Annotated in this window: 14 protein-coding genes; 5 read left to right on the plus strand and 9 right to left on the minus strand. The window is 62.8% G+C overall.

The window, feature by feature from the left end; all coding sequences use genetic code 11:
- Window positions 1–247 precede the first annotated feature (247 nt).
- Window positions 248–925 (minus strand): CvpA family protein, encoded by a 678-nt coding sequence (locus M4J40_RS12900; RefSeq protein WP_251754550.1) that lies wholly within the window; start codon window positions 923–925, stop codon window positions 248–250.
- A gap of 122 nt (window positions 926–1,047) precedes the next feature.
- Window positions 1,048–2,463 carry a DNA repair protein RadA gene (gene radA / locus M4J40_RS12905; protein ID WP_251754551.1) on the minus strand — a complete coding sequence of 472 codons (1,416 nt, stop codon included), beginning with the start codon at window positions 2,461–2,463 and terminating at the stop codon, window positions 1,048–1,050.
- A 274-nt stretch (window positions 2,464–2,737) separates the two neighbouring features.
- Between radA and M4J40_RS12910 the strand changes: the two genes are divergently transcribed.
- Window positions 2,738–3,004, plus strand: coding sequence for a hypothetical protein (locus M4J40_RS12910; RefSeq protein ID WP_251754552.1), 267 nt, complete (start codon window positions 2,738–2,740; stop codon window positions 3,002–3,004).
- Between the two features lie 496 nt (window positions 3,005–3,500).
- On the opposite strand, the gene M4J40_RS12915 is transcribed toward M4J40_RS12910, so the two are convergent.
- Both M4J40_RS12915 and M4J40_RS12920 read right to left on the minus strand, forming a co-directional pair.
- Window positions 3,501–3,935, minus strand: a complete 435-nt coding sequence (locus M4J40_RS12915) for a CBS domain-containing protein (protein ID WP_251754553.1) — start codon at window positions 3,933–3,935, stop codon at window positions 3,501–3,503.
- Window positions 3,936–4,057: 122 nt separating this feature from the next.
- On the minus strand, window positions 4,058–4,789 hold the full coding sequence (locus M4J40_RS12920; RefSeq protein ID WP_251754554.1) for a rhomboid family intramembrane serine protease: 732 nt from the start codon (window positions 4,787–4,789) through the stop codon (window positions 4,058–4,060).
- Window positions 4,790–5,271: 482 nt separating this feature from the next.
- Between M4J40_RS12920 and M4J40_RS12925 the strand changes: the two genes are divergently transcribed.
- From M4J40_RS12925 to M4J40_RS12940, 4 genes are all read left to right on the plus strand, one after another.
- The gene (locus M4J40_RS12925; RefSeq protein ID WP_251754555.1) at window positions 5,272–5,937 is read left to right on the plus strand and encodes a PAS domain-containing protein; all 666 of its coding nucleotides are present in this window, start codon (window positions 5,272–5,274) and stop codon (window positions 5,935–5,937) included.
- A gap of 97 nt (window positions 5,938–6,034) precedes the next feature.
- Window positions 6,035–6,652: a PilZ domain-containing protein gene (locus M4J40_RS12930; RefSeq protein ID WP_251754556.1), complete on the plus strand. Its 618-nt coding sequence runs from the start codon at window positions 6,035–6,037 to the stop codon at window positions 6,650–6,652.
- Window positions 6,653–7,139: 487 nt separating this feature from the next.
- Window positions 7,140–7,742 (plus strand): transglutaminase-like cysteine peptidase, encoded by a 603-nt coding sequence (locus tag M4J40_RS12935; RefSeq protein WP_251754557.1) that lies wholly within the window; start codon window positions 7,140–7,142, stop codon window positions 7,740–7,742.
- A 486-nt stretch (window positions 7,743–8,228) separates the two neighbouring features.
- Window positions 8,229–8,552 carry a helix-turn-helix transcriptional regulator gene (locus M4J40_RS12940; RefSeq protein ID WP_251754558.1) on the plus strand — a complete coding sequence of 108 codons (324 nt, stop codon included), beginning with the start codon at window positions 8,229–8,231 and terminating at the stop codon, window positions 8,550–8,552.
- Between the two features lie 107 nt (window positions 8,553–8,659).
- On the opposite strand, the gene M4J40_RS12945 is transcribed toward M4J40_RS12940, so the two are convergent.
- From M4J40_RS12945 to hydA, 5 genes are all read right to left on the minus strand, one after another.
- Complete coding sequence (locus tag M4J40_RS12945; RefSeq protein ID WP_405030750.1) at window positions 8,660–9,643, minus strand: ABC transporter substrate-binding protein; 984 nt, start codon at window positions 9,641–9,643, stop codon at window positions 8,660–8,662.
- Between the two features lie 46 nt (window positions 9,644–9,689).
- On the minus strand, window positions 9,690–10,559 hold the full coding sequence (locus M4J40_RS12950; protein WP_251754559.1) for an ABC transporter permease: 870 nt from the start codon (window positions 10,557–10,559) through the stop codon (window positions 9,690–9,692).
- On the minus strand, window positions 10,559–11,458 hold the full coding sequence (locus M4J40_RS12955) for an ABC transporter permease (RefSeq protein ID WP_251754560.1): 900 nt from the start codon (window positions 11,456–11,458) through the stop codon (window positions 10,559–10,561). Before M4J40_RS12955 ends, M4J40_RS12950 begins: the two co-directional genes overlap by 1 nt.
- A gap of 30 nt (window positions 11,459–11,488) precedes the next feature.
- Entirely contained in the window at window positions 11,489–12,268 is a 780-nt protein-coding gene (locus M4J40_RS12960) for an ABC transporter ATP-binding protein (protein WP_251754561.1), read from the minus strand.
- A 298-nt stretch (window positions 12,269–12,566) separates the two neighbouring features.
- Window positions 12,567–14,021 (minus strand): dihydropyrimidinase, encoded by a 1,455-nt coding sequence (gene hydA / locus M4J40_RS12965; protein ID WP_251754562.1) that lies wholly within the window; start codon window positions 14,019–14,021, stop codon window positions 12,567–12,569.
- Window positions 14,022–14,023 lie beyond the last annotated feature (2 nt).

Consider the following 14,023-nt stretch of genomic DNA (forward strand, 5'->3'; position numbering starts at 1 on the left):
CGGCTGATTGCCTCGCAAGGCCGGGGATGCCGGAAAATCCAAGGCGTTCCGCCGGAGCTTCCGAAAGGCAAACAACAAAAGCCGGCCTTGGCCGGATTTCACATCGTCGGCACGAAAGTACTCTCAAACGCTCCGGGCGCCGGAGTTCATCGCGCAGGCAGGCATATAATGCATTCGGCGCAGTCTTCAAAACGTCAAATGCGCCGGACGGATCCGACGCATTCGCATATCGTGACCAAAAGACCGCTCATGGCTTGGGCGAGTTGGTCGACTGAATGAGCTGGTCGAGGCCGCTCTGCTCGCCCTGCCGATAGGCGCCGTCACTCGGCGCGGGGGCGCCGGGGGCCGTATCGTCGACGGGCGGCGACGCATCGTCGCTATCGGGCATGGGCGTTCCGTCATCGATGTTCGGATTGCGAAACTGGTCGAGAACCCGCTTCTCGGGGTCCTCGGGCAGTGCCGCCATCAGCTGGGCGCCAAGAGCGTTGAGCAGAGGTCGCGACTTGGCCTGCGCCACCCAGGTCGGCTGCGAGGCCTCGTCGTGGATGAACCAGTTGAAGAACAGCATGCCGACCACGACCAGCAGCAGCCCGCGCGCCGCGCCGAACACGAAACCGAGCGTCCGGTCGAGCGGGCCGATCCGGCTGTCGAGCACATAGTCGGAGATGCGCATGGTGATGAAGCTGACGATGATCAGCGTGATCACGAAAACGCCGCCAGCCGACGCCACCAGAGCAAGCTGCTTCTGCGAAATATGCGGCTGAACGAAAGGAAGGACATCGTCGTAAAGCAGGAACGCTGCCACAGCGGCCGCCACCCAGGCAGCAATGGACAGGACCTCGCGCACGAAACCGCGGATCATGGCGAGCAACGCCGAGATCAACATGACAACAATGAGGATCCCGTCGAGTAGAGTAATCGACATCTCTGCCCCTTTGGCGGCTGAAGCCCTGCCCCTGATTCCTTCACGCCGTTACCGAATTAACGCTAACGATCCAAACTCGCAAATTCAATCAATCACGGCAACGACATGTCTTGTCGTTTCGATTATCCACGCTGCTCTCGACGCGGCGCGCCCGTGCCATCGGCGGCGATGCGCGTGACCAGATCGACGAGCTGTGCCACCGCTGCCCGCTTCAGGCCGTTCGGGGCCTCGCCGCTGGTCAGCTTTGGCCCCACGGCACGGACGAACCCCAGCTTCTCCGCCTCCTTGAGACGGGCCGCGGCGTGGGCGACGGGGCGGACGGCTCCCGACAGGCTGACCTCGCCGAAGTAGACACAATCGTGCCCGAGCGGCGTGCCGGCCAGCGAAGAAACGAGCGCCGCGGCGACGGCGAGATCGGCCGCCGGTTCCTGGATGCGAAGCCCACCCGCCACAGCCAGATAAACGTCGTGCTGGCCGAATCGCACGCCGCAATGCGCTTCCAGGACGGCAAGGATCATGGCGAGACGACTACCGTCCCAGCCAACGACGGCGCGGCGCGGCGTACCAAGCGAAGTCGGCGCCACCAGCGCCTGGATCTCGACCAGCATCGGCCGCGTGCCTTCCATGCCGGCGAAGACGGCGGCGCCGGCCGAAGAGCCGTCACGCTCGCCCATGAACAGTTCGGACGGGTTCGGTACCTCGCGCAGGCCGCCGCCGGTCATCTCGAACACGCCGATCTCGTCGGTGGGGCCGAAGCGGTTCTTGACCGAGCGCAGCACTCGGAAATGGCGGGCGCCATCCCCCTCAAAGTAGAGAACGGCGTCGACCATGTGTTCGACGACGCGCGGACCGGCGATGGAGCCGTCCTTGGTGACATGGCCGACGAGCACGACCGTGGCGCCGCTCTCCTTGGCGTAGCGAACCATCGCCTGGGCAGCGGTTCTCACCTGCGTCACGGTGCCCGGCCCGGATTCGACAACTTCCGTCCACAGCGTCTGGATGGAATCGATGACGACCAGATCGGGCACAGGGCCGTCGGTGAGCGTCGTCAGTATGTCCTCGACGGAGGTCTCAGCGGCGAGCGACACCGGCGCGTCGGAAAGGCCTAGACGCTCGGCCCTGAGGCGCACCTGGGCCACCGCCTCTTCTCCCGAGACATAGACGACGCGCGCACCCTTGCGGGCCAGCGTCGCCGCCGCCTGGATAAGAAGCGTCGACTTGCCGATGCCGGGATCGCCGCCGACCAGCAGGGCCGATCCCCGCACGAAACCGCCGCCGGTGACGCGGTCCAGTTCGGCGATGCCGGATTCGAGGCGCGGCGTCTGCGCGATTTCCCCCGAGAGCTCCACCAGGGGCACCACCCGCCCCTTGCGCATCGGCCTGCCCTTCTGGCCGAAGACGGCCGATCCGATGCTGCCGCCGCCTCCCACTTCCTCGACGAAGGAGTTCCAGGCGCCGCACGCCTCGCACTTGCCCACCCAGCGCGGACTGACGGCGCCGCAGGACTGGCAGACGAATTGAGTGGTGCGCTTGGCCATGACAACTCCGACTGATGAAGGGCTCATCCAACAAATCTTTGGACAGGGTTGACGGAACATGACCGAGCGTTCCTGTTTTGTCCACGGAAAAACGCGAGGGGCTGAGATGCGTCCTTGGAAAAGCATCTTCGCTGCAATGGCTTGGAATGATGTGCCCGTTGGAAGGGCTCCAAAGGTCCCGGGCAGGCGGGACGCCTTAGTTTTGTCGTCATTAGCCAACAAACAACGCTTCTAGCGTATGTGTTCTCCCGTACCGGGGAGCCAAGGATCTACCATGAACCCGACCAAGACCATGATCGCCGATGCCCTTCGTCGCTTCCAGATCGAGGCCACGCCGGCCTGGACCAGCCTTGCGGCCAATGGCCATGCGCCCGAGCTGGATCACATCGAGCCGGATTCCAACACGATCAGCACCGTCGACTGCCTGTTCGACGGCAATGCGACCATCATCCTGAAGGGCGAGCGCGCCCTGTCCGCGCGCATCTTCGGTCGGTTCGATTCCCGTCGCGCCGAGGTCGAGCGGATCATCATCGCCGCCTGAGGGCCATAGAAAAAGCCGACCGGCGGGCCTCCGCCGATCGGCTTGGCAATGTCTGGACTGCGCGTTCAGATCACGCCGGCCACAATGGCGACGACGAATAGAAATGCCGCGCAGACAACGAGGGTGTTGAGACTACGGGTTAGGCTCATCGCGGGTCTCCTTCGTGCCTTGGCGACCCGATCCCCTGTCGATGCATGATCTTCAGGGCGATCGCCAAAACAGTACGTTTCAACCTGTTCATGAGCTCCGCCGAAGGCGGAACCGCTTTTCGCGCGCCCACCGCACCATGCGAGAGCGCCCACCCAAGCTATCGGGCTTGAGTGGATTCTTAACCAGCTCTTGCCAAAGCGCAACTAATTTCAAACCTGCGGTTATGCGCAAAAAGGCGATAGCGTTCTAACCACCTGCCAGAAAACCGAAATTTCTTACCCCAGGCTGCGACTACTTGCCGTGCGATGTGGAAAACCATCCCCGCACGCACCGAAAACCGTCGGCGTCAGGTGGTAAACAGATAGTTTCGGATCTCCGATGCCTGGTGCTCGATATCGGCCACGCGATGCTTGACGACGTCGCCGATCGACACCATTCCCACCAGTCTGCCGTCCTCGACCACCGGCAGGTGGCGGAAGCGACCGGCGGTCATCACGTCCATGAGATCCTCGACGATATCGTCGCGCGTGCAGGTGCTGACCTTGCGCGTCATGTGGGCGGTCGCGAGCTCTTCGAGCACGCGTGCTCCGTGCAGCGCCAGCGAAGCGACGATGTCTCGCTCGGACAGGATGCCTATGACATGGCGATCGTCATCGACGAAAATCAGCGCGCCGATCCGGTTACCGGCGAGGCGCGCCACCGCCTGGCCGAGCGTCATCGAGCGGTCGCCGGTAACCACGTCCTCGCCCTTGACGGATAGAATCTGTCTGACAGTCGTCATGTCCGTCCCTCCAGCTCGTTCCATGACAGGAAGTCCGCCATTCTCCGGCGGTCCTCTCCGTCGCCCTGACATAGAATGGAGCTATTCGAGGGGGCTGGCAAGGTCGACCTAAGGACTTTCCCTTAGCCGACGCGATCAATGGCCGACGGTCGGGAATCGAACAGGGAAAACAGTAGGATACCGACGATGTAGCCCAGCGCGTTCTGAAGAAGCGCCCGACCGTCAAGGCCGGAAGAGGCATAGAGGATGGCAAAAAGCGCGTTGGCGGCGAAGATGAAGCCGAGCAACTGCAGCACGCGAACGTTCGACCACATCTCGATGATGCCGAGGGCCGGCTGGCGCCAGGTATCGCCCCCCATGGTCATGATGCCGCCAAGGCCGGCCGCGTAGATGAAGCGGATGGCGGCGCCGAGCAGAGCGGCGACGACGAAGTTCGGCCCAAGCAGAACCGTCTCGCCCTTTCCCGACAGCAGCCAGAACAGGCCAGCCCCGATGGCCGCCGCCGCGGCGCAAAAGCCGATGAAGCGCCAGGGGCCGAACCGCCGGGCCACGGCCGTGCCGAAGGCAGTCAGCCAAAGGAGATCGAAGATGAGGCTCTGCAGCGTCGGGCTCAGGAAGACGTAAGTGAAGGGGCTCCATACGCCGGCCGCCCAGCCGCCGGGAAAACCATTCCCCGACATCAGATACTGGTAGCGCAGCGGCGTGAAGCAGAAGGTCAGGAGGAAGGTCGTCGCCCCGTCCCCGCCAAGGTACCACGTGCGACCGATGAAGATGCCGGCCGACAGCAGGATGAAGCCCAGGATCACCCGCGGCAGGTTGAACATCGGCTCGTGATTGTCGTTGTCACCTTGCATCGCGGCTTCCTCAACGCCCGCCGTGCCGCGAGCCACGACAGCGCTTTATCGCAAAGGCGGGAACCGTGCCAGTCCGTCTTCAAAAAGAGACACCCTGCTCGATGCCGTGCCGCGATGGCGCAGACGATCCCGGCTGGGAGAATCGCTAAAAACGCGATGGCCGCGATAACCGCTCGTAAACCAATGTTGGCGGGTGAAATCCACTCCTTGGCAACCGGCCCCATTTGGTGACGGTCACCCCGTTCAATCGCAATTTTTCCCCGCAAAAGCCCGAGAAACAGCCATCGAGGAGGCCGTCGTCGGTCAAACGCCGTTCCCTGCCCATCCCAGAAGACTGGGGACAACGGGCATCTCTTGGCACGAGGCCTGCTCGGGAATCGCCAGGTTGGGTTAGGACGGATTGCCCCTGTGCCGAAATGGCATGGCGCTTCGTCCACCACAGGCAACTTGAGCCTTGTCGGTCTGGTCTTGCGGGGATTTCGATGAAAAGCGTCGTCGCGCGTTCTCTTTATGACTATTGGACGAGCCTGCGCGGCCAGCGGGCGGCGCCGGAGCGTAACGAAGTGGATCCCGCGGCTATCCGCGGCATTTTGGGCGACACGTTCATTCTCGAGGCGCTCGACCGCCACGACTATTCCTTCCGCCTCGCCGGCACCCGTATCTGCGCGGCCTACGGTCGCGAGCTGAAGGGCCGCAACGTGCTCGACTTCTGGTCGGGCAAGGATCGCGAGTCCATCGCCTGCCTGCTGGCGGCGGTGGTTGAGGACGGCGCGGCAGCCGTCTTCGGGCTCAACGCCACCAACGATCGCGGGCAGATCATGCCGGTCGAGGTCATGTTCCTGCCGCTTCGGCATCAGGGGCCGAACCACACTCGCATTCTCGGCTGCTTTGCGCCCATGGACCAACCCTATTGGCTCGGTCTCTATCCGGTGGTCCGCCAACCCCTGCAGAGCCTCAGGCTGATCTGGCCGGACGAGAAGCCCGCTTTCCTGCTCACCAGCGAAAAGGTCGACGGCACGCATGGGCGCGCGCCGATCCGCCACGAGCCACCGGCGCTCAGCATCGATCGCCGCCGTCCGGCGCCGCATATGCTGCCGGGGCGAACCTTCCGTCATTTCCGCGTGATCGAAGGCGGACGGGTCGACTGAGCAGATCGTCAGGGCCAGAGACTAAACTCAATTTTAAGGTTGCATGCTTAGTTTTGCACGCTGAGCGGCCGCGTTTGGCCGACCTGTGGACAGCGGAATGGCAACCCTCGCGGCTCCGACGCCTCCTCGTGTGAGCAAGTTTCCGAAGCCGGAACGCCGGCGGTTCCAACGCGTCAAGATCGACGTGCTGGGCCGCTTCATGCTGCCCAATCGCAACGAGTACCCTTGCCAGGTCCAGGACATGTCGCCAGGCGGCGCAGCCCTGATCACGCCCGTGGCTGGCGAAGTGGGGCAGCGGGTCGTCGCCTATATCGACCACGTCGGCCGCATCGAAGGACAAATCACGCGTCTGTTCGAAGGCGGGTTCGCCATGACGGTGAACGCCACGGCCGGCAAGCGCGAGAAGCTGGCCGCCCAGTTGACCTGGCTCGCCAACCGCGACACCCTGAACCTGCCCGAGGATCGTCGCCACGAGCGCATCACGCCGCAGCGTCCGTTCTCGAACCTGGTTCTGCCCGACGGCCAGGAAAGCCGTTGCAAGATCATCGACGTGTCCTTGTCCGGCGCGGCCATCGCCACCACCGCGAAGCCACCGCTCGGTACTTCGATCACGCTCGGCCGCATGCGGGCGCGCGTCGTTCGCCATTTCGGTGACGGCATCGCCGTTGAGTTCGCGATGCTGCAGTCCGAGGACATGCTGAACAACAACCTCTGAGGGACGGCCCGGCCCCGCCGTCGTCCCGCGTTTCCGCTTCGATAACCACGCCGTCATTCCGACGCTGGCCGACCCAACTTTCGGCCGGGCGACGACACTGGGCCTGCGCGTCGTTGCGCACCTCGTAGAGCCCCTTCTTTTCCTTCCGCCGCCTGAGCCGACCTGTGCCAACGGAGAACACATCCGTCTGGCAGGGTTAATGCACCACCGGTCATCGGGCGTGCCGAAGCCGAACAGACTCAGGAAGCCTGCCCAGTTGGAGCGCCCCAGCGACACCCTAGGCGTTAACAGCCGCCATCGCGGGCAGAACCATGGTGGACAGAAAGTAAATCTGGAGAGCAAGAACAATATAAACAAAAGATAAAACAAGCTCAAAATTTTCGTAAACAGATCATTTCTTCAATGCGTCCGTTTTGATTTTTCGATTTCACGTGACCGAAAAACAAATGTGCCATTCTCCTGACAACAACAGGGAGACGTCACGACGATGAAAAAGATCGCGACGCTAAAGAGAACGGTTCTATTGGCTTTTGCTTTGCTTGCCAGCAATACTGCGATGGCGGCGGAAAGACTGATGAGCACCCATGGCGCTGCGGCGCCGCCAGTCGGCTACGTGCAGTTCTGCGCGACCTACCCCGCGGACTGTCGCCCCCCGAAGGATGTCGATCAGGTCGTCACCCTCACTCAGGCGGTGTGGAACCAGCTGAACCAGATCAATACAGCCGTCAACACGGCCGTCCTGCCGGCGACGGACATGGAAATCTACGGCGTCCTGGAGCACTGGGACTATCCCAAGCTTGCCGGCGACTGCGAGGATTACGTCCTCGAGAAGCGCCGGGAACTGATGCGCGCGGGATGGCCGGAAAGCGCACTGCTGATCACGGTGGTGCGCGACGAAACCGGCTCGGGCCACGCGGTGCTGACCGCCCGCACCAATCGGGGTGACGTCGTCCTCGACAACAAGACCGACAAGATCCTCGTCTGGGCCGATACCGCATATACCTATCTGAAACGCCAATCGACGCGCAATCCCAACGCCTGGGACCTCATCGAGGACGCGCGCACATCACTGGTCGGCTCTTTGAAATAATCCGCGCCACTCTTCGCCGTCGCCGCGCCCGCACCAGGAGCGGCGACGTATCGACTCCACTCGGTCGAAACATGGTTCGAAGTCGACCCGCGGGAGAGTCTGACGAGGCGCCATCAGCCCGTAGCTACGATTTCCTCAACAAAATTCACGAGAATAGAAACAACCTTAGGTATATATAGATTAGGTCTGCCAATTGGACATTTTGTCCTTCGGTCGTGGCGTCCTCCTGGGGTAGCTCTCCGTGCGGCTGAAATTTCCCACAAAACCACCGTTTCTAAAACCCTACCTCATCCCTCTCGAATTGATAATTTGTTCACCATACTCCTGTTTTTATTTCTTTTTGTTATTTTTGCCCGCTAAAATTACAACTTCCGATCGGACTACCCCACCATAGCCGATCGAACGCCTCTTACGTGCCTTGTGTTTCCGTACGGTTGACGATTTATTGTCAGGGAAGGCACCTCTTTCGTTGAGGTGAACTGAGCCATGCACAACACAAGTCAAAACGATACTATCGATGACGGAAGGGCTGTGATTCCATTGGTGGTTCACGATCTCTGCCGAACAGTCCGGGCGCTCTCGCACGAACAGCGTCTGGCCATCCTGGTGCACCTTTCCCGCAAGGAGTGCTCGGTCGGCGAACTGGAGCGGAAACTGGATCTTCCACAACCTGCGGTATCACAGCAGCTCGCTCGTCTCAGATCAGACGGCCTCGTCCTTACCCGCCGTGAAGGGCGGACCATCTATTATTGCGCGCACCGTCAGCGCATTGGCGATTTTCTCGCCGGACTGAACCGCCTGCTCGTTTGATCCCCGGTCGACTGTCGTTGACCGCCCACTCGTACGCCTCCGCCAAAAGCGAAGAACCGCGCGAAGCTTCCCTCGCGCGGTTCGGTGTTTTGGCTATCGACCAGCCGTCACTTCAGCGCGGCGTCGGTGATCTCGTGCGTCCAGGCGCCTTCCGGCTTCTTGGTGATGATCTTCTGATCGAGCACCGCCTTCTCGGTGCGGGCGTAGGCCTCCTCGTCGAGAACGCCGTTGGAGTCGCCCAGGAGCTTGGCAACTTCCTTGATCATGTAGAGCTGGTGCTCCTTGGTCTGGGCGCCGGTGGTGTCGTTCTCAAGGACGATGTCGGCGGCTTCTTCCGGGTTGTCCTTGGCGTAAGTCCACCCCTTCATCGACGCGCGCACGAAGCGGACGAGCTTGTCCTTGAAGGCGGCGTCCTTGAGGCTCGGCTCCAGAACGTAGAGGCCGTCTTCGAGAAGGTTGTCGCCCATCTCGGTGTAGGAGAAGACCGTGAGCTTTTCGGGCGTGTAGCCAGCGTCGTAGGCTTGACCGAGTTCGTTGTAGGTCATGACGTGAATGCAGTCGGCCTGTTTCTGGATGAGCGGCTGCACGTCAAAGCTCTGCTGCAGAACCTTCACGCCATCGGCGCCGCCTTCGGTGGATAGGCCATACTTGTTCATCAGCGCGAAGAACGGCACCTCGTTGCCGTAGAACCAGACGCCGATGGTGTGTCCCTTGAAGTCCTCGACCTTCTTGATCGGGCTGTCGGCGGGACAGATGATCTCCAGGCCGGCATTCTTGTAGGGCTGGGCGACATTGACGAGCGCCACACCCTTTTCGCGGGCGGCGAGCGCCGCGCCCATCCAGTCGACGATCACGTCGGCGCCACCGCCGGCGATGATCTGCTCGGGGGCGATGTTCGGGCCGCCGGGCTTGATCTCGACGTCGAGCCCTTCGGCCTCGTAGTAGCCCTTGTCCTTGGCGACGAAATATCCGGCGAACTGGGCCTGCGTCACCCACTTCAGTTGCAGGGTCAGCTTGTCGGCGGCTTCGGCGCTGAACGCCGTCAGCGCCATGGCGCCGGCCAACGCCAGCTTGGTCACGGTGTTGGTCATGTCGTTCCCCTTTTTTGATTGCCGGCGGCGATTGCCGTCGCCGGGTTTACCTCTGTCCTTTGCGAACAGATGGATGCCAGAAGGTCACGCGCCGTTCGAAAAGCGCGATGACGCCATAGAAAGCCGAGCCGAGGATGGCCGCGACGCCGATCTCCGCCCAGACCATGGCGGTGTTCATGCGGCCCATTTCGGTGGAGATGCGGAAGCCGACGCCATAGGTCGGCGCGCCGAAGAACTCCGCCACGATGGCGCCGATCAGCGCCAGGGTGGAGTTGATCTTGAGGGCGTTGAAGATGAAGGGCCATGCGGCCGGCAGGCGCAGGCGGCGCATCTCGTCGCCCCAGGTGGCGGCGTAGGTGCGCATCAGATCGCGCTCCATGTGGCCGGCGGCGGTCAGCCCGGCCTCGGTGTTGACCAGCATGGGGAAGAAGGTCATCAGCACGATCACCGCCGCCTTGGACTGCCAATCGAAGCCGAACCACATGACGGCGATCGGCGCCACGCCGACGATCGGCAGCGCCGACACGAAGTTGCCGAGCGGCAGCAGGCCTCGCTTCAGGAAACCGTTGCGGTTAATGAGGAGAGCGGCGAGGAAGCCGAGGACACAGCCGACGACATAGCCGGACAGCACCGATTTCACGAAGGTCTGCACCACATCCTCCCAGAGGGTGGGCAGAGCATTGGCCGCAGCAGCCACGATGATCGACGGCGCCGGCAACAGGATTTCCGGAATGCCGAAGCCACGGGTGACCAGTTCCCATTCGGCCACGAGCATGACGCCGAACAGGAGAGGCACCGCCAGATCGACGAAGCGCCGCGCCGCCGGGTGCCTGTCTCCGAAGTGGACAAGGTAGACGCAGAGCCAGGAGATGCCGAGCGCCACGCCGACGATGACAAGCAGGAGAAGGGGGAGCATCAGCCGGCCCTCCGTTCGGGACGGGCACCCATCAGGTGCATGACGAAGCGCTCCGACCAGCCGACCACGAGAACCAGCAGCCCGGCCAGGAAGGCCGCCGCGAACAGCGCCGCCCAGATCTGGATGGTCTGCCCGTAGTAGGAGCCGGACAGAAGCCGCGCGCCCAGTCCGGCGACGGCGCCGGTGGGCAGCTCGCCGACGATGGCGCCGATCAGGGATATGGCGATGCCGACCTTGAGCGAAGCGAACAGGAAAGGCACCGATGCCGGCCAGCGCAGCTTGGTGAAGACCTTAAAGTCGTCGGCGTTGTAGGTGCGCATCAGGTCGAGGTGGATGGCTTCCGGCGACCGCAGCCCCTTCACCATGCCGACCGCCACCGGGAAGAAGGACAGATAGGTGGAGATCAGAGCCTTGGGCAGTAGGCCCGAGATGCCGATGGCGTTGAGGACGACGATCAGCATGGGTGCCACGGCGAGGATGGGCACCGTCTGGCTGGCGATGATCCAGGGCATCAGCGACTTGTCCATCACCTTCTGGTGGACGATGCCGATGGCGAGCAGGATGCCAAGCAACGTGCCGAGCAGAAAGCCGAGCAGCGTCGCCGACAGCGTCACCCAGCCGTGGTAGACGAGGCTGCGCTTGGAGGTGATCGACAGACCCGCCGTGCTTTTCCACAGTTCGGCCACCACCTGATGCGGAGCCGGCAGCAATGGCTTGTCGAGCGCCCACGAGCGTAGCCAGGTTTCGGTGGGCGTGAATGCGAGCCCCTTGAGCTCCGCTTCGGCGATGACCATCGAATGGTTCATGAACAGGGCGGCGACATACCAGAACGCCACGAGGACGGCGAGCACCGTCAACACCGGCACGACGCTTTCGCGCAGGAAGGAAGGCTTGTTCATGCGGCCGCCCTCCCCGGCCGCGAAGCGAGTTCAGTCGTCATAGCTGTGCCCCGCTCTCAGGCCGTCGCGCACCCGCTGGGCGAGCTTCAGGAACTCCGGCGTCTCGCGGATATCGAGCGGCCGGGGCCCGCGCGGCAGGTCGCTTTCGACGATATCGTGGATGCGGCCGGGGCGTGGGCTCATCACCACGATCTTGGTTGAGAGATAGACCGCCTCGGGGATGGAGTGGGTGACGAAGACCACGGTTTTCTTGGTCTTGGCCCAGAGCTGGAGCAGTTGCTCGTTGAGATGGTCGCGAACGATTTCGTCGAGGGCGCCAAAGGGCTCGTCCATCAGCAACAGATCGGGTTCGACGGCCAGCGCCCGGGCGATCGAGGCGCGCTGCTGCATGCCGCCCGATAACTGCCAGGGGTATTTCTTCTCGAAGCCCGTGAGGTTGACCAGTTCCAGGTTGCGCGCAATGCGCTCCTCTTGCTGGGCGCGGGTGAGGCCCATGATCTCCAGCGGCAAAGCCACGTTCCGGGCGATGGTCCGCCAGGGATAGAGCGCTGGCGCCTGAAAGACGTAGCCATAGGCCCGATCGAGGCGCGCCAGCTCCGGCGTGGTGCCATTGACGGAAATCGAGCCGCCGGTCGGCTGCTCGAGGTCGGCGATGACGCGAAGAAGCGTCGTCTTGCCGCAGCCCGACGGGCCGATGAAGGAAACGAAGTCGCCCTTGGCGATCTTGAGGTCGATGTTGGAAAGCGCCTGGACCGGCCCGTCGCCAGTCTCGAACGTCAGGGATAGCGCCTCGATGTCGATGACATTCATGCTTGCCGGCACCTCGAGCATCCGTCCGAACAGTTGCAGGCTTTTCGGAGAAAGCGGATGCGTGAAGATGAAAACTGGAGCGGAAGTCCCTGCAGCCCGATCGACTTCGCCCTACTCGAATTCGGAGACAAACGTCTCCCTCGGCCGGTCGCACCACGCGACCACCCTGCCACCGCCCCGCCTCGCGGGACGGCATGACCAATCATGCAAACTCTCGCCCGGTGGACGCCCACGCCACTTGCCACAGGCCGTTATCTGGCGAAAATCAAAGCAAGAAGCGGGCCGACCGAGCCGTCTTTCAGATACCGGTGACCGGAATGCCGGCGCGCTCGACCCGGCGCGGCGACACGACTTCCTTCCACTGGCTCAGTGCCTTGGCGACAGCCGTGAAAGGCTTGCGCGGCACGAACTTGCCGTGGCCTTCCTCGGTCTTCATGGTCGCTTCCTCGACCACCACCTTGCCGCGCGACAGCGTGAAGCGCGGCAGGCCGATCACCTCGTAGCCGTCAAACACGTTATACTCGATCACCGACTGCTGGGTTTTCGGCGAGATGACCTTGGAGCGCTTGGGATCCCAGACGACGAGATCGGCGTCGGCGCCAACCAGCACGGCGCCCTTCTTGGGATACATGTTGAGGATCTTGGCACTGTTGGTGGAAGTGACCGCCACGAACTCGTTCATGGTCAGCCGGCCGGTACGCACGCCATAGGTCCACAAAAGCGGCATGCGGTCTTCAAGGCCACCGGTGCCGTTCGGAATCTTGCGGAAGTCGCCGAGCCCATTGCGCTTCTGGGCGATGGTGAAGGTGCAGTGATCGGTGGCGACGCAGCTCAGCGAACCAGCGGCGAGGCCGGCCCAAAGGCTGTCCTGATGCAGCTTGTTGCGGAACGGCGGGCTCATGACGCGCGCTGCGGAATGGTCCCAATCAGGGCTGGCATATTCGCTGTCATCGAGCAGCAGATGCTGGATCAGCGGCTCGCCATAGACGCGCATGCCCTTCTGGCGGGCACGACGGATCGCCTCATGCGCCTGTTCGCAGGACGTATGCACGACGTAGAGCGGCGCGCCGGCCATGTCGGCCAGCATGATGGCGCGGTTTGTCGCCTCGCCTTCCACTTCCGGCGGGCGGGAGTAGGCGTGCGCTTCGGGGCCGGTGTTGCCCTCGGCAAAGAGTTTCGCCTGCATCTGGGCGACGACATCGCCGTTCTCGGCATGCACCATCGGCAGGCCACCGAGTTCGCCAAGCCGCTGGAACGACTGGAACATCTCGTCGTCGTCCACCATCAACGAGCCCTTGTAGGCCATGAAGTGCTTGAAGGAGTTGATGCCCTTCTCCTCGATGACCACCTTCATCTCGTCGAAGACGGTCTTGTTCCACGAGGTCACGCACATGTGGAAGGAGTAGTCGCTGTTGGCGCGGCTCGCCCGGTTGTGCCAGCTCTGCAGGGCGCTCAGCATGGACTCGTCCGGGCGCGGGGTGATGAAGTCCACCACCATGGTCGTGCCGCCGGACAGACCGGCGCGGGTGCCGCTGTCGAAATCGTCGGCCGAATAGGTCCCCATGAAGGGCATTTCGAGGTGGGTATGCGGGTCGATGCCGCCGGGCATGATGTAGCAGCCGGTCGCGTCGAGAACCTCGTCGCCCTTGAGATCCGGACCGATCGCGACGATGCGCTCGCCCTCGATGAGGACGTCGGCTTCATACGTCAGATCGGCTGTGACGATGGTTCCACCCTTGATGACCTTCGACATGG

The sequence above is a fragment of the Pleomorphomonas sp. JP5 genome, assembly GCF_023721815.1.
Taxonomy (GTDB): domain Bacteria; phylum Pseudomonadota; class Alphaproteobacteria; order Rhizobiales; family Pleomorphomonadaceae; genus Pleomorphomonas.